Origin of the sequence: Mesorhizobium sp. CO1-1-8 (assembly GCF_020164875.1) — a bacterium.
Classification (GTDB): Bacteria; Pseudomonadota; Alphaproteobacteria; order Rhizobiales; family Rhizobiaceae; genus Mesorhizobium.
This window is the reverse complement of the sequence record NZ_JAIUGZ010000011.1, coordinates 236321-259160: the sequence shown is the minus strand read 5'-3', so window position 1 is coordinate 259160 and position 22840 is coordinate 236321. Positions and strand designations below refer to the sequence as shown.

21 protein-coding genes and 2 pseudogenes are annotated in these 22840 nt (G+C 60.4%); 7 read left to right on the top strand and 16 right to left on the bottom strand.

What is annotated here, in order from left to right; genetic code table 11:
* Together LB558_RS22155 and LB558_RS22150 are read right to left on the bottom strand one after the other, a co-directional pair.
* Positions 1-180 (bottom strand): annotated as a pseudogene (locus tag LB558_RS22155) (Crp/Fnr family transcriptional regulator); the annotation flags it as partial.
* 973 nt (positions 181-1153) lie between these two features.
* The gene (locus LB558_RS22150; protein WP_224699481.1) at positions 1154-1585 is read right to left on the bottom strand and encodes a hypothetical protein; all 432 of its coding nucleotides are present in this window, start codon (positions 1583-1585) and stop codon (positions 1154-1156) included.
* 261 nt (positions 1586-1846) lie between these two features.
* On the opposite strand from LB558_RS22150, the gene LB558_RS22145 reads away from it, so the two are divergent.
* The 3 genes from LB558_RS22145 (at position 1847) to LB558_RS22135 (ending at position 5514) form a co-directional block, all read left to right on the top strand.
* On the top strand, positions 1847-2101 hold the full coding sequence (locus tag LB558_RS22145) for a hypothetical protein (protein WP_224699480.1): 255 nt from the start codon (positions 1847-1849) through the stop codon (positions 2099-2101).
* Between the two features lie 389 nt (positions 2102-2490).
* The gene (locus tag LB558_RS22140; protein WP_224699479.1) at positions 2491-2745 is read left to right on the top strand and encodes a hypothetical protein; all 255 of its coding nucleotides are present in this window, start codon (positions 2491-2493) and stop codon (positions 2743-2745) included.
* Positions 2746-3360: 615 nt separating this feature from the next.
* A complete protein-coding gene (locus tag LB558_RS22135) occupies positions 3361-5514 on the top strand; it encodes a putative bifunctional diguanylate cyclase/phosphodiesterase (protein WP_224699478.1) in 2154 nt (717 codons plus the stop codon).
* Between the two features lie 296 nt (positions 5515-5810).
* Here the strand turns inward: LB558_RS22135 and LB558_RS22130 are convergent, their stop codons facing one another.
* The 10 genes from LB558_RS22130 to LB558_RS22085 all read right to left on the bottom strand — a co-directional run bounded on the left by LB558_RS22130 (position 5811) and on the right by LB558_RS22085 (position 16367).
* Complete coding sequence (locus LB558_RS22130) at positions 5811-7784, bottom strand: hypothetical protein (RefSeq protein ID WP_224699477.1); 1974 nt, start codon at positions 7782-7784, stop codon at positions 5811-5813.
* Positions 7781-8875: an ABC transporter ATP-binding protein gene (locus LB558_RS22125; RefSeq protein WP_224699476.1), complete on the bottom strand. Its 1095-nt coding sequence runs from the start codon at positions 8873-8875 to the stop codon at positions 7781-7783. The genes LB558_RS22130 and LB558_RS22125 overlap by 4 nt, the downstream gene beginning before the upstream one ends.
* Before the next feature lie 11 nt (positions 8876-8886).
* Positions 8887-9735, bottom strand: a complete 849-nt coding sequence (locus LB558_RS22120) for a carbohydrate ABC transporter permease (RefSeq protein ID WP_224699475.1) — start codon at positions 9733-9735, stop codon at positions 8887-8889.
* Positions 9735-10676: a carbohydrate ABC transporter permease gene (locus tag LB558_RS22115; protein WP_224699474.1), complete on the bottom strand. Its 942-nt coding sequence runs from the start codon at positions 10674-10676 to the stop codon at positions 9735-9737. The genes LB558_RS22120 and LB558_RS22115 overlap by 1 nt, the downstream gene beginning before the upstream one ends.
* 91 nt (positions 10677-10767) lie before the next feature.
* Complete coding sequence (locus tag LB558_RS22110; RefSeq protein ID WP_224699473.1) at positions 10768-12423, bottom strand: extracellular solute-binding protein; 1656 nt, start codon at positions 12421-12423, stop codon at positions 10768-10770.
* Between the two features lie 116 nt (positions 12424-12539).
* The gene (locus tag LB558_RS22105; RefSeq protein WP_224699472.1) at positions 12540-13595 is read right to left on the bottom strand and encodes an NAD(P)-dependent oxidoreductase; all 1056 of its coding nucleotides are present in this window, start codon (positions 13593-13595) and stop codon (positions 12540-12542) included.
* 10 nt (positions 13596-13605) lie between these two features.
* A complete protein-coding gene (locus LB558_RS22100; RefSeq protein ID WP_224699471.1) occupies positions 13606-14382 on the bottom strand; it encodes an HpcH/HpaI aldolase family protein in 777 nt (258 codons plus the stop codon).
* A gap of 50 nt (positions 14383-14432) precedes the next feature.
* The gene (locus LB558_RS22095; RefSeq protein WP_224699470.1) at positions 14433-14738 is read right to left on the bottom strand and encodes a putative quinol monooxygenase; all 306 of its coding nucleotides are present in this window, start codon (positions 14736-14738) and stop codon (positions 14433-14435) included.
* On the bottom strand, positions 14735-15445 hold the full coding sequence (gene nanR, locus LB558_RS22090) for a transcriptional regulator NanR (protein WP_224699469.1): 711 nt from the start codon (positions 15443-15445) through the stop codon (positions 14735-14737). The genes LB558_RS22095 and nanR overlap by 4 nt, the downstream gene beginning before the upstream one ends.
* A gap of 412 nt (positions 15446-15857) precedes the next feature.
* Entirely contained in the window at positions 15858-16367 is a 510-nt protein-coding gene (locus tag LB558_RS22085; RefSeq protein WP_224699468.1) for a hypothetical protein, read from the bottom strand.
* Positions 16368-16897: 530 nt separating this feature from the next.
* On the opposite strand from LB558_RS22085, the gene LB558_RS22080 reads away from it, so the two are divergent.
* Both LB558_RS22080 and LB558_RS33240 read left to right on the top strand, forming a co-directional pair.
* Complete coding sequence (locus tag LB558_RS22080) at positions 16898-18412, top strand: protein adenylyltransferase SelO (RefSeq protein ID WP_412033488.1); 1515 nt, start codon at positions 16898-16900, stop codon at positions 18410-18412.
* Between the two features lie 226 nt (positions 18413-18638).
* Positions 18639-19007 carry a hypothetical protein gene (locus LB558_RS33240; protein ID WP_412033487.1) on the top strand — a complete coding sequence of 123 codons (369 nt, stop codon included), beginning with the start codon at positions 18639-18641 and terminating at the stop codon, positions 19005-19007.
* 164 nt (positions 19008-19171) lie between these two features.
* On the opposite strand, the gene LB558_RS22070 is transcribed toward LB558_RS33240, so the two are convergent.
* From LB558_RS22070 to LB558_RS32945, 4 genes and pseudogenes are all read right to left on the bottom strand, one after another.
* Entirely contained in the window at positions 19172-19477 is a 306-nt protein-coding gene (locus LB558_RS22070; protein ID WP_224699466.1) for a hypothetical protein, read from the bottom strand.
* 596 nt (positions 19478-20073) lie between these two features.
* Entirely contained in the window at positions 20074-20553 is a 480-nt protein-coding gene (locus LB558_RS22065; RefSeq protein WP_224699465.1) for a hypothetical protein, read from the bottom strand.
* A 194-nt stretch (positions 20554-20747) separates the two neighbouring features.
* Positions 20748-20948 (bottom strand): DNA -binding domain-containing protein, encoded by a 201-nt coding sequence (locus tag LB558_RS32950; protein WP_318011657.1) that lies wholly within the window; start codon positions 20946-20948, stop codon positions 20748-20750.
* Between the two features lies 1 nt (position 20949).
* Positions 20950-21072, bottom strand: a pseudogene (locus LB558_RS32945) (DUF2285 domain-containing protein); the annotation flags it as partial.
* Between the two features lie 265 nt (positions 21073-21337).
* Between LB558_RS32945 and LB558_RS22050 the strand changes: the two are divergent.
* Entirely contained in the window at positions 21338-21931 is a 594-nt protein-coding gene (locus LB558_RS22050) for an SOS response-associated peptidase (protein WP_224699464.1), read from the top strand.
* A 5-nt stretch (positions 21932-21936) separates the two neighbouring features.
* Positions 21937-22647: a hypothetical protein gene (locus tag LB558_RS22045; protein WP_224699463.1), complete on the top strand. Its 711-nt coding sequence runs from the start codon at positions 21937-21939 to the stop codon at positions 22645-22647.
* Positions 22648-22840 lie beyond the last annotated feature (193 nt).

The window sequence follows — 22840 nt, the reverse complement described above, 5'->3', positions numbered from 1 at the left end:
GGCGGCGACCACGGACGCGATACCGGTCTCGGGGAAATATACGTGCTCGATCGGCTGATATGCGATCTCCAGCCGGGTTTTGATAGCCAGTTCGACGTGATGCATCGATGGCCGTAAAAGCGCGAAATCCCCAGGCGTGAGGGTATTCAAAACATGATTGCGAAAAGTGGATTGAGGCATGGCTCTTCTCCCTGACGGGCAAGAGCACGTACCTCTCACTGTCGACTGCACCCGGACAAATGGCGGCCGATGTCTGAGCCTACGCTTCATATGCGGGCTTAGCAAACGGCCGCGCGTCAAATTGCCAACGGCTCGTTAAGCAAGGAGTAACCACGACACACAGCCTAGCGGATCGTGAATGAACGAACCGGATGGGTGGCGGTTAAGCTCGTGCTTCCAAAGAGGGACCACGTTTTGTTCGCGACTGCCGTCGCTTTGCTGATCTCATTCTCTGTCAGCGTTGCGCTTATTTCATGGGCCGCGCCTACCACAGCGCAAGCCATATCCGCCGACGTGCAGAAGTCCATCGACGGATGGGAATTGCGTCAAACGGCGTCCGACGCGAGGCACAAGGAGCCCAAGTGTCCGCTATGAGCGCTGGATCGGAATAACCGATTTGGCCTTGCTGGACAAACCCGCCCCGGCATCAGCCGAGACGCGCTCTCTCCGTTCCAGTGCTTTGATTGGGAGGGAGAGGTGAACTGGTGAGATGCCCTCGCGGAGGCTCATCATGAAGAGTGAACTCTTCTGCCTGTTCTAGTCGCTTGAGCATCTCCTTGACGATGTCCGGTAAGCTATGATCAACCCGGATGCATGGCAGGTTCTCTGCATTGCGATTCATAGCCTCTAAGGCCATCTGTCGGTTGACAGCGGCAGCAACTGTCGCGCCCCTCACGGAAGCATTGTCAGGTCGTCCCTTCGTCCAGTCCGGAACCCTTCGTCCAGCCCGGAACCGAGCTTGTGCATGGTTCCGCAATTTGAACAAAATTGTGGCCGGATCCGAATCTCGCCCTGTCGTTATTGCTGCCGTCGACGGCGGTGAGGAGTCCCTCCCTGTTGCACCCGTCATCGCCAAAAAGGGTTGACGGATCACGTCTCAATCCGTCGGCCCTCCGCCTCTCGGAGCGAGGTTCAATCGCCGTCCTTGGCGAACTCAGTGCCACAGTCTCTCTCTAAGCCACTTAAGAAACCTGTTCCCTCCGATTGACCGGCGGACTCTAGCGGCAGCCCACTCGCCTCTGAACGTGGTTCCGACATGGCAACTGCAGACGATGTCATGCAGTTCCCCGTCAGACAGTTCGAAGAAGCGCTTTGCTTCCCCATAGGTGTCATCCTTCAGGCCTAACGCACGCATTAGCGGGTCCTCGAAAGCCACTGTAATTGCCGAGCCCTCACTGCGCGCCGTGTCGCGAGCTTCCCGCTTCAGATACTCCGTGCCGGTAAGCGCTCTCAGGCGTCGCTCGGGATGTTTTTCCAGCAACTCTGCCCAGCGCTCGATGCGCTGTTGCCGGGTCATGATCGGGTATGTCGACAGGGGTTCTACTTCTGCAATTGTCTGCAGTTGGCTTAGAGTTTGGTGTTCCATCGTCGGCTCCTGTAGATCGATGTCCCTTCCCCACAAAAATTATCGCGCCCCGGCGCGCTGACAAGAGCCGTCAGGCGGCCACTTGCCGCTAGCCGCCCAAGTACGTTTACGTCAAGCGGGCCCCGACTAGTGGTCGATTTCGGCCTGCCGATTTGCCGGAGCCCGACAGCTGGCTTAAAAGAATCCAGACTGTCTTCTCGCGCCCCTGATGGCCGACGAGTGTGTGCTGTCATTCAGGACAGGAACCAAAGCGCGCAAACGATGTTGATCGCTGGCCCTTTGCCTGCCGTGGCTTCGGCGGACTTAATCGTCATCACCACGAACAAGCATCACCGTCACCGCAACAACCGCGTTGCAGTCATCAACGAGGATGGATCTCGCCTTCACCTCGCCGTCACCGCACGGGCGCTTTATACGACAACGGCAAGCGCCATTGGCATCGCAAGCACCATCGCCGCGATCACGTCGTCGTCACCACGGGCTCGATCGAACGCCGCCAGCACCGGCGTCACATGATCATCGAGGACAACGACGACTAAGATAGGCGTTCGGCCTCCTGGTACAATCTGGGAGCCGGTTCGCGATTGCTGTCTTTGACCGGAACCAAACAGAACAGCCGTACTTTATCAGTCGAAGGGACCGCAACCGAATAGGAAGCGGAACAATGGCTGAGAGTCTTGGTCTTGGACGTGCAAGGTTGAGGGTGAAACGAGCCGATAAATCGCTGTCGCGCGCGAAGGAGGAAACGGACCGAAAATGGCGTCGCGTGACATTGCACTGTGCTGCAGGATTCGGGCATTCAACAGCGCGTTATGGGGGCTCGGGACACAGACCAGTATCTTTCGGGCGTCATCAAATGACCCCGTATGGCAATGAAAACGGCGAGGAATTGCGTTATGACAATAATGTTTGAGCCGCTGGACTCGGACTATCACAGGCGCAGCGTCCTTTATCACGCGACGCGGTTGTCGATGCTCCACGATCGAATGCTGATGCGTTTCGACAAAGTAGACGAAGCGGCCGACAAGGTTGAAGCCGCAGCGGCCGTGCTGGTCGATATCACCCACGGCTCTGCCATCGACGCTTTCCACGACTCGGTGTTGCGGAATTCGTCGGCAGACTTCCTTCAGATGGAAACGGGTCAGACACCCAGGCTCTGAGCTGCGAGGAAGGACGCAAGCGTTTCGGCCGCTATGAGGGCCGCCTAATGTGGTTCCGCAACACGCGCCCATTGGCAGTTCTCGCGCGTGTCCAGGTTTGAAGGAACTAGGCTGCGATGTCCTGCAGGGCTATGTTTTTGGACGCCCAATGGAGGCCAAGACTTTCACGGCGTTTGCCCAATTGGCAGCGGCGTAAGGTCTTGCCCACTCCGTAAGAGCGCCGGTTCGCCAATGTGCTCCGTCGCTGCGTGCCAGCGAAGTGAGCCAAAGCAAAGGTTCTCGTGAGTCAATTCTGGAATCATACTCCGAAGGTCCGGTAGGGACCGTATGAGCTTTTCGCTCCACCGCAACAGTTGAGATACGACAACCGCTTCGGCGGCCACTGGCGAAGGAGCGCCGACTCTACGCCTACAATCGATCGTAGTCGCTTGCCTAAGGATTGGGGTTCCGGTTCGCCGTAGAAGACCACCGCCTTCTTGGACGGCATCAGAGGGACACCGTGTGCCATTGTTGCCTCTTAACGGTCCAGCAGTTTTCTTAGCGTACAGCAGCCTCATGACGCTGCCCCGGCACTTCGGCGAACCAACACGTCGCCTTTTTTTCACGAGAACGGCTATGCCCATCATTGCCGTGACTCTGCTCGTTGCGACCGTCACCACAGGCCTTCTGCTGTGGTCGGCGATACAGACCGATCGTGTTGCCGTGTCGCGACAGAAAAGCTTGGTTGCGTTGATCATATCCAAGCTGGAGAGCGGAATAGCCCACGATCAGGAGAGCGTAACCGTCTGGGACGACGCGGTTGGCGCTCTGCGGCGCCACGATGCGAAATGGGTCGACACCAATCTCGGCAGCTGGATGCACACGTATTTCGGCCACGATGAGGTCTACATTCTCGATCCGATTGATGCGCCCGTCTACGCATTCGCCGATGGATTGGGGGTGGATTTGGCGAGCTTCCATTCCATACGCCCGATCACAGCGCCTCTCGTCGAGATCCTCAGGGCGGGACTGAAGCGGGGCGACACCGACGGCGTCACCGAACAGGTGCTCACGATAGGTGCTTCCGATATGGTCGTCATCTCCGGCCATCCTGCCATTGTGAGCGTCAAGCCCGTCGTTTCCGACAGTGGCCACATTCCACAAGTACCGGGTCAGGAATACCTACATATCGCCGTTCGATATCTGGACGGCAGTCTCCTTGCCTCCTTGCGCCAAGACTATCTGCTGGACGACGCACACTTCTCCTGGTCAAATATGCTTAGCTCTGAAGAGGCGTCTTATCCCCTTATCGGTCGCTCTGGTTCGACAGTCGGCTTCTTTGTGTGGCAGCCATATCGGCCCGGGGCGTTTGTCCTTTTTCAACTGGTCCCAACTCTCGTCGCGGTGTTCGGACTGGTGCTTGGCGGAATTATTGTGGCCCTCGCCGCTTTGCGGCGGCGGACTTTGAAGCTGATTGAGTCCGAGAATCACATCTATCACCTGGCCCACTACGACCTGCTTACAGGGCTGCACAATCGCGGCCATTTCAACGGTCATTTGGCGGATGCGCTGACGCGGCTGCCATCGACGGGCGAGCAGCTCGCGATCCTCTATCTCGACCTCGACCGGTTCAAGCAGGTCAATGACAGCTTTGGCCACCCTGCCGGCGACGAGTTGCTCAGGGAGTTCGCAGACCGGCTGAGGCGGCTAACCGAGGAGACGGACACGGTGGCACGCCTGGGCGGTGACGAATTCATTGTCATCCAGCGCGCGGTCGCAGGCGAGAATGAGGTCAAGACATTGTGCGAGCATTTGATCGAGTCCGCGCGCCGGCCGTTCGAAGTCGCCGGAGTTCAGGTCTTTGTCGGGGTGAGCGTCGGGGTCGCTTTTGCTCCGAGGGATGGAGTGGACCAGGTGGAATTGGTGCGGAAAGCCGACCTCGCCCTTTATCACGCCAAAGCCGGCGGTCGCAGCGCCTATGCTTTGTTCAAACCAGAGATGGACCAGACGCTGGCCAAGCGTAAGGGTCTCGAACAGGACCTGCGCAAGGCGCTGCAAACGCCTGGGCAAATCCGGGTGCATTATCAGCCGCTTTACACTGCCGACACAAACAGGATGACGGGCGTCGAAGCCCTCGCGCGCTGGTCGCACGCAGAGCGCGGTTGGGTCGCCCCTGACTTGTTCGTACCTTTGGCAGAGGAAACGGGGCTCATCGAAGTGCTAGGCGAGCTGGTCCTGCGCCAGGCCTGCTTAGACGCGGTGCATTGGCCGATCGAGACCCTTGCAGTGAACGTATCGGGATTGCAGCTGAACAATCCGAGCTTTGCCATGAAAGTGACGAGCATCTTGTTGGAAACGCAAATGGATCCGCGGCGGCTCGAGCTGGAGGTTACGGAAAGCACGCTCTCCCAGCGCCCGACGGAATGCCAGCAGAACATGGCAGCGTTGCGCAGTGTCGGGGTGCGCTTTGCTCTTGACGATTTCGGCACGGGATTTTCCTCATTAGGCCGGCTCCAGAGCTTGGAGGTGGACAGGATCAAGATCGACCGAAGCTTTGTGCAGGGCTTTGGTGGCTCGAACGGTGACGAGGCCATCGTTCAGGCAATTATCGAACTGGCTCGGGCGACTGGCCTCAGCACCACGGCGGAAGGTGTTGAGACCGAGACCCAGTGCAATTATCTGCGCAAGCTCGGCTGCGACCAGCTACAAGGCTTTTTACTTTCCAGACCGGTGCCGAAAGAGGAACTTCAGGATCTCTTCGACGGCGCATCAAGGCGGGCGACCGCCTGACAATGCGCTGATGTGATTTCCCGGCGGTCCAGAGGGGCAACTCTCTCTGGGCCGTTCCTGAGAAACGCGCCAACAGCAAACTCCAAGCAGTTACCCAGTTGGTTGGCCGCCCGAGCAGCAGAGTGTGATGGTTGCTGCACCGGGTTCGATTGATGTTCAACCGCCAGCGCACTCAAATATCGCACGCGTAGCGCAGCTACCCGAGTTGGCGGTCGTGACGCCGATCGGGCGACTTTAACGGGGCACGAAGGGCATCGTCGACCGTGGCACCCCTCGCAGATCGCCGGCACGGGCGATTAGCACGCGAGGCCGTGGTCGAGTCGCGCCACGGCGTAGGCGTCAAGCAAGATGGATTGGTCATCCAGCGGTCTTGCGGAGGTCTCCATGAAGGTGGGATCGGTTGCCGCCCGTTCGAACTGCTCGGCGCCAAGAAGAGCAATACGGGGGGTGCCCGGCGCATCCGAAAGCCGCACAGATTGCGCCTTGGCGGTCAGGTTGGCGACCCACAGGGTCGCTCGCCGGCCTTTTTGGGCTGCGATCGTCGCAATGCCGTCAGCGGCGGTAGTTTCTACGGACAGCAAGGTGGCTCCGCCGAGCTTTGAGAGACCTGCCATGACATGGAAAGCGGGGTAGACCGTTCGGCCATCCTGCTGGTCATACCACGGCTGCACGAAATCAGCCTTCCCATGAATATGGCCAAAGGGGCCGGTGAAGTCACCTAACGCGACGGCCTCGATCCCCTCGCGAGCGCAGGCCGCGAAATAGCCCAGCGACCAAGCCGCATTGAACAGCCCGCGCTGCCGCGGATCGTTGCGGCTGAGACAGATGCGGGCGTTCGCTTCGTTCAGCGCGGTGCCCTTTCCGTAGGGGTTCTCGCGGCAGCCGAGTTGACTGGGACCTATGCGCAGCGGCACGCGGTCGCCCAAGAAAGCATGTGCCGAGCGGATCTGATGAGGGATTGCCTGAAGCGTTTCCATTACCGAGATATCATCCGCCGCGTGCACGCTTGGACAGGTGGTGAAGGTCACGTAGTCGAGCGCTTCGGCTGGCGGACGCTTGCGGTTGAGTTCGGTGAAGTAGGCGGCCATACCGCCGCCCAGCGCGATCCCCGGGAAAGCCCGGCGAGCGGCGGAGTAGCATTCGTGGAAGCTGGGCACAATCGGCCACGGTGCTCCCGGCTGTACGGATTTCATGTCCTGCGCCGGAAAGACGGAGACAGCTTCTAGTTTGAGGCCGATTGTATGGACAGCATCCGCGACGGGCGCCAGTTCGCCGAATGGATCGAGCGTGCCTTTGGTGATAATCTCCAGGACCACGCCTGCGCCGGTCAGCCGTGCAAGGGCGGCATAGCTTTCGAGTTCACCCTGGCCGTGTCCAAACCGGAGATCGACCTGGCAGACCATCCACTGCGGAGCCATTCGTCGTAGAAGCTCGGGGGATTCAAGCGCGTGCTTTGCCTCGTCGGCAGCGACGCCGACGCCAATGCGAGGCACTCGGCCGACGGGTCTGCCGATCGTCAGGTTGATAAGTGGGTTGCGGTTTTCAGACGCCCCGGCAGGAAGCGTTCCTGACACGCGAAGCCGGACTGCCTGGGTGAATTTCTGGCCCTTGGGCAGGTGGTAAGGCCACGGGCGACGCAGAGGGCGGACATAGGTTTTATAGGAGGCGTCAGACCAATTGCGTTGATCCTCCATCTCAAAGGCGTCACCGTCCATGGTGCATGTGGCCCAGATCCCAGGCGCGATCTCGTGCGACAACGCCCGGATGTCGGTGAACGGACATCTAGGATCGATGTGGTCCGGAAAAAGCGATAGCTCCTCGCGGCCATCCACACGCAGCACCTTCACCGGCCTGCCGGCCAAGGTTTCGATTGGATGCAGCACGATAAAGCCGGCGCGGTTGGTCAAGAGGTCAGTCTCGGGCTCTGCCTCCGCCACAAACGACAGCGCACCATCGCTACTGCCCGAGATGCGGACCTGATAAACTAGGCGACCGGATGTTGCGGAACATGTTCCACGATATGCAAGGCTGAACTCATTCGGCCATTCGTCGACCTGGAGATTATCGATAACGGGTGTACAGGTTCCCCAATTTTCGTCCCGTACAAGGAACGAGATTCCGCGCAAAACCTCGATCGTCCCAATGCGGATATAACGCAACGCCCCATTGTCGAACGCGACCGACAAGGAGCCAGCGCGCAGTTTGCGCAGCGGCGCCTCAAGCTGTTCGGTGCCACACAAGCGGACTGCCAAAGAAGCTGTCGAGGTCAAATTGCCCGCTCCGTCGTGGCGTCGAAAATAGAGGCCCGGTTCATATTGATGTCGATCGCCAGCTTCTCCCCAGGACGGCTGACGTCGTGCGCCTGCAGTTCGGCCATCACCGGCGCCCCGGCAAGTCGGAATGTCGCGTAGCTGCGCGAGCCGGTCGGCTGCAGCAAGTCGATTGTTGCCTCATAGCGAAACGTGCCCTGAGCCGGCGTGGCAGTGTGCGCACGAGTGAGGTGTTCCGGTCTCAATCCGAGCAGCACCTTCTGTCCGTCTGCGGCGCCCTCGAGGCCCCTGCCGGGCGCCAAAGGGAGCAGTGCGCCCGCGAGCCGGATGGCAGCGGCGCTTCCCTCCAAGGCAAGGGTGCCTGGCAGGAAGCTCATCCGCGGCGAGCCCAAGAACCCAGCGACGAAGGTCGAGGCCGGGCGCTCGAACAACTCGAGTGGCGCGCCCTGCTGCTCTATCAGCCCCTCGCGCATCAGCACGATGCGGTCAGCCAACGTCATTGCTTCAATCTGGTCATGGGTGACGTAGATCATCGTTGTGGCAATATCCTGGTGAAGGCGCTTGATCTCGCCGCGCATTTCGTCGCGAAGCTGTGCGTCGAGATTGGACAGCGGCTCGTCGAACAAAAAGATGCGGGGGTTGCGGACTATGGCGCGGCCGATGGCGACGCGCTGGCGCTGACCACCGGATAGTTGACGCGGAAAACGCCCCAGCAAGGGAGTGATGCCAAGCATGCGCGCCGCCTCGGCAACGCGCACCTCGACCTCTGATTTTGGCATCTTGCGAGCCTTGAGGCCAAAGCCGATGTTCTTGGCCACGCTCATATGCGGGTAGAGCGCATAGTCTTGAAACACCATTGCCACGTCGCGGTCGCGCGGCCTGAAATCATTGACCACCTCGCCGCCGATCTCGATCGTGCCCTGTGAACTCTCCTCCAGTCCGGCGATAGTCCTCAACAGGGTGCTCTTGCCGCACCCGGACGGACCAACCAGAACGGTGAACTCGCCGTCGCGGATGTGGAGGTCAATGCCGCGCACCGCATGGAAGGCGCCGTAGCGCTTGTGCAAGCCGGTGATTCTGACTTCTGCCATGCCTACCCTTCCTATCCGCGAACGGCGCCGAGCGTCAGCCCGCGCACGAGATGTCGTTGAGCAAGCACTCCAAGGGCGATCGATGGCACGAGGGAGACGATGGCAAGGGCCGCGGCTTCACCATATTGTGCGCCCTGGAAGCCGATGAAGGCGCGGAAGACGGTTGGCAGCGTGAAGGCAGTTCGGCTTGTTAAAATCAGCGCGAAGAAGAACTCCGTCCAGCAGGCAATGAAGGCGAAGACAGCCGCCGCGACGATGCCGGGTGCGGCGAGTGGCACGGCAACGCGCCAGAACGCCTCCCATCGCGTGCAGCCATCGACGAGGGCCGCCTCCTCCATCGACTTCGGCATGCCGCGGAAATACGCGAACATCATCCAAACGGACACCGGCAACGTAAAGACCGTGTAGGCTATGATCAGCCCGATATGGGTGTCGTACAGCCCGACCCCGCGGTAGATCAGGAACACCGGTAGGACGATGCCGATAGGAGGCAGGAAACGCTGCGACAACACCCAGAAGGACAGATGCCGGCCGCCCGTGTTGTAGCGCGCCAGACTATAGGCCATCAGCGTGCCGATCAGTGCCGAAAGCACCGTCGCCGAAAGCGAAATAATCAGGCTGTTGATAAGCCCGTCGAGACCGCGATAGGTGAACAGCGCGGCTTCGTAGTGGACAAGGGTCGGCTCCGCGGGGAACCAGACAGGCGGTACGGTGAGGTAGTCGTCGCTGGGCTTGATTGAGGTGTTGAACATCCAGTAGAGCGGCCACAGCACGAACACCAGGAAGAACCCCAAAAGCAGGATTCGGCCGATGGGCAACGACCAGCGTTTCCTGCGGCGGGCCGGCGCGACGGCGGCCATCAGACCGGCTCGACCTTCAAGAGCCGACGTACCAGCAACGTCACGATGAGCGCCGTAAAGATCAGGAACAGCCAACTTCCGGCTGTTGCCTGCGACAGATGAAACTGCGTGAAGCCGACTGTATAGAGATAATAGGAGGCCGTGTAGGTTTGCGTGCCCGGGCCGCCGCCCGTCATAATGAAAATGGTATCGAACATACGGATGGCGTCGAGCAGACGGAAGGTCAGCGCCAGCAGCATCATCGGCGCCAGATGCGGGAGCGTGATAGCCCAGAAGGCCTGCCAGGCGTTGACCCCGTCGAGTTCTGCCGCTTCATAGAGATTGGGAGGAATTGCGGTTAGCCCTGCGAGCAGGATGACAAACATGAATGGCGTCCACTGCCAGACATCGGCGATGATCAGCGAGATATAGAGCCACGGACGCTCGGTCATCCAGCCGATCGTAACCTCCTGCCCCAACAGTTGCGTCAGGATATAGTTGGTCGGTCCGAAAGGTCGCTGCAAAAGCAGCGTCCAGGCCTGGCCGACGATGACTGGGCTGATGAACAGCGGCACGATCAGGATTGACATAATCACGCCGCGGCCCGGAAAGCTGCGAACCATTGTCAGCGCCACCAGCAGACCGAGCACGAATTCGATAGCGACGCTGATGCCCGACAGCCATGCCGTCAGCAACAGTGACCAACGGGCCACGGGATCGAACACGACCCGCTCGAAGTTTTTCAGTCCGACAAAGGCGTGGCCCGGCACCTGGAAGTCGTAGTTGATGAAGGATACGACCAGCGAGAACAGCAGCGGATAGATTGACAGCGCTAATATCAGCAGCACCGCGGGCCCCACCAGCAGCCACTTGAAATGGCGGTCCGCCCATTGGGCGAACGCAGATAGCCGGGGCGGTGCGCCGGCGGCCTTCAAGCGACGGATGGTGGCGGTGGGCTGCATTGGTCTATCCAAAAAGGCTGCTTAGCGGTTCGGCGAGGTGTTGCGAGCCAAGCGCCCGCAACACCAATTGCTCCAGGGCGTCTGCCTCCCCTCAGAGGGTGACCGCCATGCCAAGTTTTTCCACCGTGTTGTCAGCGGTGGCGCCAGGCAGTTTCAAGAACTCGCTGTAGAAACCTTTCTGCGAATCCACACCCAGTCGGTCGGTCGTCTCGTTCCACTCGGCCGCCGCCGTTTCCAGCGACGCCTTCGGATCCGCACCAGCCCACACCGCCGTGCACATGCGGTCGATGCTCAGGAAGTAGTCCTGCGCGCCTGGCATGATCGGGTCGAGCAAACCAACATTTGCCGAGTTGTTAAGGTTGGCAAGGTACTCCTTGGCACTTGGGAAGAGCGCTCCGTAGAGCTCGGATTTGAAGTGCGAGATGCGGTACGGGTCTCGTAGCGCATAGGGCAGCATGCAACGCGCCAGCGAGACCGGTGGCGAGCATATCCATTGCATGAACAGATACGCCGCCTCGGGGTTGGGCGAATCCGCCGACAGTGCCTTGTTGAAGCCTGTTGCATGTTCCGGATTTCCCGGAACGACGGCATAGCCGACTTTGCCAGCGATCTGCGACTGGGGGATGAAGTTGATTGCCGTGGCCGACTGCGAATAGTTCGCCGCCATACGGCCGCTCGGGGGCCAGGAATAGATCATAGCGACTTTGCCGGTCAGGAAAGCCGCCCACAAGGAGACGGCGTCGAGTTCGTTGTTGCCGGGGATCGAGGCCTTGTTGGCGGCGAGCATGTTTGTCAGCGTCTTGACGCCGGCGTCCGAAACCAAACCCGCCTTCATATCGTCGCCAAACAGTTTCCCGCCGTTGGCGCGGTACTGCTGCAGAAAGTCGAACTGATTGCCGGGGCTGCCCGCCTTACGGAAGTGTCCCGCGCCATAGACCTTTGGCGCCATCTGGTCGGTGATGAACTGGGCGATCTGGGCATATTCCTCCCAGGTCTTCGGCGGTCCAAGCTTGGCGTTGAACTTTGCCTGGTAGGCCTCCATCATCTTCGGATCCTCGAAGATGTCCTTGCGGTAGTAGAGAGCGAACATGTCGCCGTCGTCGAAGAACCCCCAGATCTTGCCCTTGTAGGTCGGCAGCGCCTTGTACAGAGGATGATAGTCCTCGAGGTCTGCCGGGTTCATGTATTTGGCGATGTAGTCGTCGAGAGGTGCGATGACGCCGCCATCGGCAAGCGATGGTGTCCAGGCCGGCGAGATGTCGAGCACGTCATAGGCGCCTGAGCCGGCGATGTGCTCGGCGACCGCCTTGGAGTACTGGTCCGGGTTCGACAGTTCGACCACATTCGACTTCATGCCCGTAAGCTGCTCCCACATCGGCCCACTGAAATTGCGTGGATCGAGCGCCTGCAGGCCTGCCTCGTAGGTCATGTTGATCGTGACGCCCGCGTGCGCCTTGGCCGCCTCGACCGCGCGGAAGGCGGAACCGTCCGCCGGGCCTTCCTTCGATGCTTTCAGGGCTGCGGCCTGCGCCTGTCCCAGCGGCGAAGTGGAGTCCGCCAGTTCGAGCGTCTGCTGCGCCATCGCCCAGTCGGTCATCATGCCCAAGATGGGTGCAGACGCCGCCAACATGCCGGTCATCTGTCCGAAGCGGGTTATGAAAGCCCGGCGGGTGGTTTCGCCGCGCATGAAGGCGTCGACCTCTGCTTCGAGACCTGCCTGAAAGTCACGTTTTTCATGATCGTTCATAGTGCTTGGTCCTCCCGTTTTTTCGTTTGCTCACTCGTCCGCAGGCGCGGCGGTCGAGCATTCCTCCCGTAAGGCCGCCGCGATGGGCCGCGGAGGCGCGCCAAATTCTCCTATTTCTAGCTTCCAAAGCAGCCGGCGAAACCGGCCAGCCTATTCTTCCACCGCTCGCTCGAAAGCACCTCGCGATTGACCACACCGCGCGGCTCGCGACCATGTTGAACCTCGATCACCGCCTTGACGTCTGCAGCGCCGTTGCCGGCAAAGCACTGGTCGGTCCAGCAAAGCGCGTGCGGCGCCAGGATGACGTTGTCGAGTTTGAGGATTGCATCGTCAGCAACCGGCGGCTCCTGCTCGAGCACGTCGAGGCCGGCGCCGGCGATACGGCGCTCCCGCAGGGCTTGCGTCAGCGCTTTCTGGTCGACGATCGGGCCACGCGCCGTGTTGATCAGGTAAGCCGTGGGCTTCATCAGCGCGAGCCGCTCGGCATTGACGAGATGGTGGGTCTCGGGCGTAAGCGGGCAACTTACCGACAGCACGTCGGCGCGGCGAAACAGATCTCCCAGCCCGACCAGTTCCACGCCTAGTTCGGCAGCGACCTGCCTGTCCGCAAATGGATCATGGGCGATGAACCTCATATCGAAGGGCTTGGCCAGGCGAAAGACCTCAGCGCCGATGTTGCCGATGCCCAGCGACCCCAGCGTACGCCCGACGAGGCCGACGCCCATATGTTCCGAGCGCATCTCGAAACCATGAGGTCCCTTGCGGGTGAGCGCGTCCTTTGTGAGCAGCTTGCCGGACAATGCCAGCATAAAGGTGATGACGGATACGGCGACGGGCCGTCTCACCCCATCGGGCGTGATGACCAGGGCGATGCCGGCGGCAGTGCAGGCCTCTACGTCGACAGTATCGTAGCCGACGCCGAAGCGGGCAACGACGGCCAGCCGACCGCTCTTTGGGACGCTCGTGGAATCGAAGCGATGAGTGAGGAGGATCAGCGCATCGAAATCCTCAAGCTGGCTGGCTCGAAGCGGGTTATTCGGTTCCAGGAATGCCATCTCGAGGCCTGGCGCCTTGCGCAGCGGCTCCAAGTCGAAGTCGGGATAGGTCAGCGAGCCGTCCGGCTTACGGAAATCACCGGAAAGCGCCACCCTGAATTTCACGCTGTCCATCATCTCTCCGCTCCTATTGGCACCCGGCCCGGATCTTGGAAACCGCGTCGGCCATCGCGTCGTGCAGGACCCAAACGTCGCCCGAATAACAAATGAAATCGAAGCCTTGTGCGTAGAAGTCGTGTCCTTGCGCGACGTTGGGCACCAAGCGTCCAAGCGATTTGTTGTGCTTCTTGGCGGCGACAACGATCTTGGCCATTGCAGCCGTGAAAGTGGGGTGAGCGAAGTCGCCCGGAATGCCGAGCGAAACCGACAGATCGAAATGTCCGACCCACAGACAATCGACCCCGTCCAGTCCCGCGATGCCGTCGATGTTCTTGACGCCGTCGGCGGTCTCGATCAGGCAGATGAACGTCGAGCGCTTGTTGGCGGCCTCGAATTTGTCAGCGACCGAACCCGGACGGTAGCGGTCATGAGCGATCTGCAGCGCCACGCCGCGCGCGCCAGCCGGATGGTATTTCATGGAATTGATGATGTGTTGCGCCTGTTCGACCGAACTCACCATCGGCGCGATCAGCCCTTCGGCGCCCATGTCCATGGCGCGGGCAAGGAAATGGTAGTCCTGCGACGGCACACGCACCATAACCGGCAGATCGGCTGCCTCGAAATAGCGGATGGCGCTCTTCAGCGTTTCCAAGCTGAATCCCGAATGCTCCATGTCGAAAAAGGCGAAATCGCAGCCAGCGGACTTCAGGATGTGACCAATTCCCGGCGTGGCGAATTCGGCGACAAGCGTACCGAGCTTGACCCGCCTGTGAGAGGCTAACGCCTTCAGACTTGGCTCCGACATGAACTTCCCTCCCGTTCGCCCACGAGGGGCGCATTGGCCTTATGCGTTCTTCAAGACGAAGCTTCGAGAACAAGGTCGCAGATGGTCACAAGCTTGGTGTCGACGAGCTGCGCGCTCCGCGAATTGAATTCCTCGAAATGAGCCGTCCGGCAGTGGTGCTCGAATGCCGCTTCGCTGTCGTAAATCTCGTAGAGCAGGACCCGATCAGGCTCGTCGCGCGCCTGCGTCACATCAAAGCGACGGCAGCCTGTTTCGCTGCGCATCGACGCGTTCGCGTTGGCGTCGACTAGGTGTCGGAACCTCTCGCGGGCACCGGGCCTCAGGCGAAAATCGACCCAGACGACAAACCCGGTCATAACTTGGGCCCCGCAAGTTGCAGATACCGCTTGGCCACATATTCGAGATGGCTGCGCATGGCCGCCTCTGATGCGTCTGGATCGCGCGCGGCGACGGCCTCGAAGATTTCGCGATGAGCCTGGTACGCCTTGCGGTCTTCACCCTTGGCCAACGTCGTGCGACGCTGTTCGAGCAGCCATTCGGCCAACGCTGCGTGGATAGCTGTGAAGATTTGATTGCGGGTGATCACCGCCAGCACGTAGTGGAAGTCGACGTCGGTGCGCTCGAAGCGCGTCAGGTCCCCGATCGACTGCCGGTTGATTTCGAGCGCCTCTTTGAGGCTTTCAAGATCCTCTGGGGTGGCATTGAGGGCGGCGTTACGGGCAAGACCGACTTCGAAAAACAAACGTGCGCTCTGGAAGTCATGGACCCCGCCCGGGGCCGAAATCATGTGCCGCGCCGGCCCCGAGAGGGTATCGATCACGAATTGGGGGGTTGGCCGAGTGACGCGGGCACGTTCACCGGACTTCACCTCGACAAGGCCCATCTTGCTCAGATGCAGCAGGGCCTCGCGGATTGACGGGCGCCCGACCCCGAACTGCCGCATGAGTTCCCGTTCGGATGGCAGCCGGTCGGCTTCGGCCAGTTCTCCCCTGCGGATCATACGCTCGAGGTGCGCTGCAACCTCGTCGGAAAGTTTCCGCTGTTTGATCAGAACTCCGATCATGTGGCGTACCTGTTATACCAGTCAGGTACGCTATGGCTCCAGAGCGCCTCTGTCAACGAGGCTCGTGCGAGGAGAACGGTACGCGTTTCCGTCGATGATACGTTTTGATCCCTCGCCTAAACGACGCTGTGAGACGCTGCGCCAGGCCGCCCCGCCACGCCCCATAGCCGCGCCACCAGACTTAGGTGGGGGAATAGGCATCGGTGGTGTGTTTTAGGATGTGAGCGGTCAGGCGCGCTTCCTTGCCGCCTTGTTGTGGGAATCCTTCGGCTCGGGGCCGCCACGCTCGTTGAACGTAGCGGCTATGACGCAAAGGCATCGGCATGCATTTTGAAGGGCCGCTATAGGGAGATTGTACAATGGGGCGCTCGCTCGGATCAAAACCGCGGGAGCTCGACCGTATCTTCTTTGATCATTGCCTGATGAACATGCCCGTGTAGGTCTGCCCGGCGAGCGTATGGGTTCCGGCCAGCGTTCCGTCAGACGTCATCATAAAACTGACGTCCGCACCATTCGGGAGGCGCCCAAGCTTCAGCGTAGTCCCTATAATTTTTCCCTCGCCTGCGGCCTCTCCCGGATTGTTATCGCCGAGAATTCCCCACGCGTAGGTTACGGTCACGTTTCCGTTCGAAGAAACAGATTGAACAGCCAGTTTACCTTCATATGTGCCTTCCAATAGTCCGGCCCAATTGCCCGAAAAAGCTGCGTACTTTGTTGGAACGCCCTTTGAAGGAGGAGTGATTGTCACGGATTGATCCATTATTGCCGAGCCAGGGGGAACAACGGCAGGATCCAAGGCGGGTTGGGAGGGAATGGTAGCAGGTTCGATAGCGGCGGATTGCGGCGGTTCAGGAGCCGATTGGCACGCGGCTAGGGCAAGTGCTGCGAAGGCCAGTATAAGGTTCCGCATCAATTTCTCCACATCGTTCTCCGACGGACGTGTCCGAAAGCACACGGATCGGCAGAAGGTTCCATTCCCTACCGGGCCGGATCTTTGGAGACGCCTGATAGACCGAAGAGTGGGCCCCAACAGATAGCCGCTCGTCAACCTTGCAACGACATTGCGCAGCCAGACCTCAAGTGGCTTGTTGGGATGCCCACAGTCGAACGTGAGGCGCACTGCGCTTGATCTAGTGTTTGGTATCTGGCTCTGAAACAACTTGGTCCGGACATGTTGGGAATTGCCAACAAGCTGTCATTGACTGCCTTCCTGGAAAATTTAACCGGCGTCCATGAAGATCGCGCGGTCGGCCACGGCACGCGCAAAGCCATATTTCTCGCTGCGGGTAAGTCGCCTTTTGCCCGACGTAGGCAGGTGGTGCCCAGCTTTGTCCGGTGCCGGCCTGATGGACCCGGATGGTACCAGCGAAGTTGCGTCCCTATATGACAAGCAAACACAGGCTCCTCGAAACGGGAGCTGTTGGGCCCCTCCCCTTTTAGAGCCAGGTTGTCATGACGTCACCCGTGACCGCTGAAAAACCCCAAGCGATTCAGATGCGGCTTCCCGCACTCAGCAACAGCTATGCGCAATTGCCGGAGCGCTTCTTCGCGCAAACAGGTCCGAAGCCGGTGTCCGAACCGCGGCTGATCCGCTTCAACCGACCCCTTGCCGAGGAACTAGGGCTCGACGCCGACCAGCTTACCAGCCCGGACGGAGTGGAGATGCTTGCGGGCAGCAGGTTTCCGGAAGGCCTGCAGCCAGTCGCCTTGGCCTATGCGGGCCACCAGTTCGGAAATTTCGTGCCTCAGCTCGGCGACGGTCGCGCCCTCCTGCTTGGCGAAGTGGTGGACGTCAACGGCATCCGCCGCGACATCCAGCTGAAGGGATCGGGACCGACGCGGTTCTCGCGCAACGGTGACGGCCGCGCAGCCCTCGGCCCGGTTCTGCGCGAGTATGTCGTCAGCGAAGCGATGGCCGCGCTGGGCATTCCGACGACGCGAGGCTTGGCGGCTGTGCTCACCGGGGAGCCGGTCTATCGCGAGGTCCGGCTGCCCGGCGCTGTCCTTACAAGGGTGGCGGCCAGCCACATCCGGATAGGCACCTTCCAATATTTCGCTGCGCGCCATGACACCGGGGGGCTCAAGATCCTCGCCGACTATGCCATTCAGCGCCACTTCCCGCAGCTGGCGGGTCAAGTGCGGCCGTACCGCGCTTTGCTGGAGGCCGTTGTCGCTGCACAGGCCGATCTGGTGGCGCGCTGGATGCTGGTCGGCTTCATCCATGGCGTCATGAACACCGACAACATGGCGATCTCGGGCGAGACGATCGACTATGGCCCATGCGCCTTCATGGACGCCTATGACCCGAGCGCGGTGTTTAGTTCGATCGACCGCGTCGGCCGCTATGCCTATGCCAACCAGCCTCGTGTCGCAACATGGAACCTTGCACGCTTTGCCGAGACTCTGCTGCCACTCTTGAGCACGGACGAAAATGAAGCCGTCTCTGAAGCCGAAGAGGTGCTTGGGTCTTTCCAGTCCTCCTATGAGGCCGTGTTACAGCGCGGGTTCCGCAGAAAACTCGGATTGCTGACCGAGGCGGAGGCCGATCTGCAGCTCGCGGCTGATTTTCTCGATGTGCTGGCTCGCGACGAAGCAGACTTTACGCTCGGCTTCCGACGCCTGAGCGACGACCTCGACGCCCCGGAAGGTCAGGGCACGGCGCGGGAGCTGTTTCGGGATCCCGCCGCATTCGATGCCTGGTCGGTGCGGTGGCGCGAGCGGATCGCCAGTGAAGCAGCCGACACGGCCACGCGCCGGGCGGCCATGCAGGCCGTCAATCCCAAATTCATCCCTCGCAACCATCGCATCGAGGCGATGATACAAGCGGCGCTGGGCGGCGACTTCACACCTTTCGAGGAGATTCTGAGCCTAGTGAGCCGGCCCTTCGATGAGCAGCCGGAATTAGAAGGCTATGCTGACCCGCCACGCCCCGATGAACGTGTCCTACACACATTCTGCGGTACGTGAGACATTCATGACGGCCGCTTAACATGTGCAAATGCGGAATACCGTTTCGCAAGCTATCATCGCGACTACACAGAAGGTCCGACCTATCACGAAGCGGATCGACTGCTAGCGACGTGGACCTCCTTCGCGCACAGTGTCGGGTTGCCGGCTGTTCCCACCGTCGCAACTGTATCAGGGCCATATAGCATCGGCGGCGGGGCTGGGAGACTGGACTTGAGCGTGAAAGTTGACTGAATACAGCGGTCCCGCCAATCTCGCTGCAATCAGAGAACGCCCTCCGGAACCAGTTGCCCTCATCGAGTTGCTATCCTGCCTCGCTTTGAGCGCGAATGGGAGAACACCGGATGCAACCACCAAGAAGGCTTCACCGAAGGGCCTGAACGAACTTTTCCATGACACGTTGAAGGACATCTATTTCGCCAAAAAGAAGATCCTTGCGACTGCCAAAAATGGCGAAGGCTGCTCGAAGCCCAGGTTTGAAGCCGCGTTCGAAAGGACCGCGAGGAACCGAAGGAACACGTTGCCGGCCTCGAAGAGGTTCGGCGGCAGGAAAAGGCAAATGACCGACGTCGCAGGAAACGTCGACCTTGGATAGCCATTCCGGCCCACCTTTGACGCACGCGGTTGAGAAGGTCGCAGAGGCCCGCAATTTACTATAACAACCCATTCCAGATTTCGTCGAATGCCGTGGTTGCTGTTCGGCCCGGGACGGTGGCAAACACGTTGATCAACCAGAGGCATCTGAACCTCTTGGGCTGCTTAGACCAATGCCATAGGCAGGTAGCGGATGATGATCTCGTCCTGCCGGAAACGGCGCTCCAACTCCGCTCGGCGCCTTCGCCAATCGGGTAGATCGACTTCTTCAGTCATCACCTCGAAGATGACGATCTCGTCCATGTCGGACTCTTTTCCCTGCCTCCACACCCCTTCCGCGGGCGCCCGAAGATACGCAGTGACACCTTCGAAGGTATCGGCGAGTTCTTGCTTCACCCGGTCGAAGTCTTCCTTGGCGAAGGGCTCTCCCGCGTTGTCGGAACGAGGAAGCAGGATCTGGACAAGGTGCATGCGGCCACCTCCAAGATCTTTAAACGGCCGCGACATTCACGATGTTCCATCAGCCGCCGCATTGCACGGAGGCGCAAACCTGTCCGGGATAAGTTGCAAATCGCGCTCGGACTCGTTTGGACTGGTGGCTCGCACCTGGGCACTGTTCTCGGCGACGGACCGGGCGACCCCCGATCGACGTCATCTGGAAGTGACACGAACGGCGCTCCAAAACAGACTAGCATGTCCATATTCAACTCGACAGGTTTTACCAGCTTGCAAGCTACCGCTTCCTGTGAAGACCGCGCGCGTTTGATATTCTTGGCCTCCCGGCCGCGGCTCCAAGTCTATCGTGTCGCCATCACCGTGCACCTGGTCTCGAAATCCGGGGTTTGGCGGCAGCCTCTTGCGTGCGGCTGGCCCTATCCTTGGAGGCTCAGGCTGCGTCACGTGATATTTGGCGCCCATGGATTTCCCTTCGGATTTTCGTTGCCCTGGCGAGACATGCCAGGGAAAGTCAGGTTCCCTCACCTGCGCCGAAGCACGCGCCGGGTATTCCGCCCATACGCGATCACGAGCCATGCCGCGGCCCTGTAAACCGCTCGTCACCCCAAACCTTATGAGCAGCCTTGTGCCTTCAGAGACCGGACCATACGCACGACGATAGGATCATACGGTTCCTTTTCCGTTTGCCTATAGTTCATTGTGAAAAGTGCGGCCCGCTCGTCGCACACCATAATTGCGCGGACATAGCGAATCTCGCCGTTCTTGACACCGGAGTAGCTCGCCCATCTGGGGGCTATGCGCTGATAGGTCAGTCGCCAACCGGCCTTCTCGTCCTCGATCATGCGATGCTCGATCTCGGCACGAAAACTGGCTTTGCCCAGTCGCGCGCCCCAAACGACCAGAAACGCCTCCCTTGGGCCCCGAAAGGCCGCCCCCTGTTGCGAATGCTGCGTCAGGGCGAAGCCTGGGGGGATATCGAATGTGAAGCCAAGCTGCCGGACCCCGAAGGGCGTCCAGGCTTCGGCCTGAAGCCACGTCGTGCAGATGAGGAAGGCTGTAAAGCCTAGAAGTAAGCGTCGCATCGATTTCATTTAGCGTCGGCTGACAAGGGGTCCAGAGGACGAGGGTCCGTGACGTCAATATGCAGTTCGAAGCTGGAGCGCGACCGCGAACGGAGGGGGCGGCCAAGATGGCCACACACCGCTCCAGGATCCCGCCGCAGCGCGGCTTCCGCTCGCCAGAGGCGGCCGGGGTAAGGTCACAGAAAGCTCCTCCACCACACAATTTAGCGCATCAATCCCGCCGCGCAGCGCATCCGCCGGGCGCGCAGCAATTGGCGATAGCCGCGCTCGACCATCTTCAGGCCGTCGCACATCAGGCGATGCGTCTGGTAGCGAAAAGCCGAGTTGTGCCATTCGGCGGCGCTTGACCAGCCTCCGGCCGAACAAGGCGGTCGCGACTTCGAAATGAGATGCCTGCTCCTCACGGCCGTCAAGGCATCGCAGCATATGGCCAATGCGCTGGGCGGCGTTCAAGCGGGCATCGGGAAAGTGCTGCCTGTGGATCGAGCGAATGAACCGCTCAATCGATTGGAGCCGATCGTGCGCCATGTCATCGAGTGGAATTATGGCAGCCAACGGTTCGCCTGGGTGCGTATCGCCGAGAAGGGCCAACTGCACGGTGCCCGGCGACGATGGCAAGTGAAGGCCGACTTCGTCACGCTGGCGCGCGGCCAGCGGAATGTCGAGGGCGCTGCCCTGCGACGCTCGAATTCGCGCACCCTCTTCGACCGCAAGTTCGGACCTAATCCATGGCGCTACGGGCAAGGCCGCCCTATCTGGCTACTCTGCAACTGACCGAACCGATGGGGCAGCCATGTGCAATGACTACGAGCAGCATATCGCCTGGGCCGAATATTGCCGGATGATGCAATCGCTGGCGCTCGCCATTCCCTCCCATCAAACTGAACTGGATTTGCCGCAGGCGAATGACATCCGCATCAGTGATCCCGCCCCGATCATGCGCGCCGCCGGTGACACGATCGAACTCACGCGTATGACCTTTGCCTTTCCACCCTCCGGGCCCAAAGGCGGGCCAATCTTCAACTTTCGCTCGGAGGGACGGAAGTTCTCCAACAGCAAACGCTGCCTTATTCCGGTGTCGGCTTTCTTCGAATTCACCGGAAAGAAGTCTCCAAAGGCTAAGCATCGCTTCACGCTCAACGGCGCCTCCTTCATGGCGATCGCCGGCCTGTGGCGCGAGGGTGAAGGCAACAAGCCCCCGACATTCGCCATGCTGACGACGGAACCCGGCCCGGACGTGGCGCCCATCCACGATCGGCAGATTGTGGTGCTCCACCCGGATGATTGGGCGGCATGGATCCACCTCACGAAACCCGAGGTGGAGCTGTTGAAGGCCCTGCCGGCCGGCTCGTTGGCGGTAGAAACCGTGCGACAAGGAAGCGACTAGCTCAGATGCCCGTGCGTTTTGGGCGAACCCGGAAGATTCTTGGCGGCATCGCTGCGGCTATTGTGACTCCTCGAGATCGCGGCTCTCGCGAAAGCATCAGCACCTCGTTGTCACTGATTGCCGAGTGGCCACTTCAGCCATCAGCGACGCTTGGCTCGTCGGTGCGCACGAAAGGTATCGAGCGTGAAATACGTGCCCGCCTGCCATGGGCGGTGAGGAAGTACATCAAAGCCGAGACTGGTCGCATGACATTGCGGATGCGCGAAGACGATGCCGAAGAGTTCGAGGCCGCCTCGAACAAGATCGCCAAGAGGCTGGAAACCATCGAAGTACTCCCGGTCCTGCCGCGCGAGGCCGAGGACATCCTCGCGATCTCTTCGCGTGAGCGTCACAAGTGGCTGAAAGACGGACGGCTGCAAAGCATTGGCACCCGCACCGTGAAGATGCGCGGTCGATCCAAGGCCGTCACCTTCCACGTGTTCGATCCCAAGCACATCGAGGACATCCTTGATCGTGATCTGCCAAGCCTTTGGCGCGAACTGGACGCGCAGCAAGTTACAGAGAACAGGCGACGCGGTGCCGGCAAGGCTGCCCTGACGCGGGCGGGAAAGGGTAGCGAGAAGGTTCGCGGTGCCGGGAATAACCCCAGAGATGACGCTCCCGGGCCTAAGTTGAAGGGCTGGGACGCGTTCGACGACGAGGGCCTGCTCCGTTAGATCGCCTTGGACGAGCGGTCAACCGTTCGGCAAAGGCAGTGGGGTGCCGGCTTAGCCGGAAGGCCGGCATCTGAGCAGGCTTCGCAAGCAAGCTGCCGGCGGTATCAATCCTGGTTTTGAGCGCTACAGCAGCACAGGACACCGAAAACGCTCAGAGAGCCTCTGGATTGCCGAAACCCAGGCATTAGTGGAT